The 1,259-nt window shown below is 43.1% G+C and carries 1 protein-coding gene; it reads right to left on the bottom strand.

Annotated features, from left to right (window positions below; genetic code table 11):
• Positions 1-12: 12 nt before the first annotated feature.
• Entirely contained in the window at positions 13-1,152 is a 1,140-nt protein-coding gene (locus FU659_RS34935) for an IS4 family transposase (protein ID WP_147951736.1), read from the bottom strand.
• Positions 1,153-1,259: the final 107 nt, after the last annotated feature.

Below are 1,259 nucleotides of genomic sequence, written 5' to 3'. Positions count from 1 at the left end.
CACGCCTGTTGATTAACCAGTTTTTAGGTTGTTTAGAGACGACAAATAGACATGTTTATCCAACACTCTAGCAGTAGCGATACACCATTCAACTTCCAACTGATCATGCTGAATCTGTTCTTTAAATCGAATGAGTGGTATTGACTTGCAAGAAATAACAAATGATTTGGCATGTGTGTACAACCATTTTAGGACAACGTAAGTCATTAGCGCAGCAAAAAGTTGATTGAACACAGCATTTTGGGTTGTACCAAACAAGACAGGTACATTCAGGTTTTGCTTGATCCATCTGAAGAACACTTCGATTCCCCAGCGTGCTTTATAGGCATCTGCAACTTGCTCGGCTGACAGATGCATGAGATTGGTTGCGACCCGTATTTCTTTACCATTGTTGTCAGTGAATACAACGACGCGATGGCGAAGTGCTGACTGACACTGTGGTGTTCCCAGATAACAAGTGATATCCCGACTTACATTTGAAGTTTCGGATGCCATTCGGTTTAAAGAATGGGGAGTTACCATGGCCACATTCTCTTTTATACGGGTCACGAAATATTGCTTATCCAGGGCATATTGATCAAATCGTTTAATCTTGCCGTAGGCGCGATCATTGACTAAGATGTAGGATTTATTGGCAAGCTGCTCCCCAATCGGACCATCATGAGCCGTCCCGATGGTTTCAGTGACTTGGACGGGTTGCTCGGTGACAGCATCGAGTGCAACATGAAGCTTTATCCCTGCACGTTCTCCATGAAATAGCGCCCAAGGTAGCCGCGTCTTACCTACCGTTATGGTAGTCGAGTCGACTAACAAAAGATCATTCGGCAGTTGTAATCGACGCTTTGTTTCTCGGTTACATCTGGAGATCAGCATGTGAAATAATCGCTTGAATAACTCATACGGCACTTCGCTCGCTTTAGAAGAGAATGTCGAATAACAGACTGGAGCCAAACCGCAAGACTTCGCTTTGCCGACACCAGAACGATAGCCACTCCATTGTCCTAAAGCAGCATTCACAAAGAATAAGAGCAGTTGATGCGCTGTAAATTTACGTGCGGTATCTTCAAAGTTCAGCTCGCTAAGAATTTGTTGTACATCGTCTTCTTTCAGAAGAGTTTGAACAAGGTTTGTAAACGTGGTAGACTTTTTCATGAGGTCGCCTCTTTCAAATCGTGTTGTGTGGTGCAAACGATTTTACAGAAAGAGCGATCTTTTTTCAATTTATGGATTCCTTATTTTGGTTAATCAACAGGCATGAT

This window comes from Paenibacillus sp. N3.4 (assembly GCF_008017805.1).
Lineage (GTDB): Bacteria > Bacillota > Bacilli > Paenibacillales > NBRC-103111 > Paenibacillus_E.
Note: the sequence above shows the minus strand (reverse complement) of the source record. Positions and strands in the feature narration are given on the sequence as shown.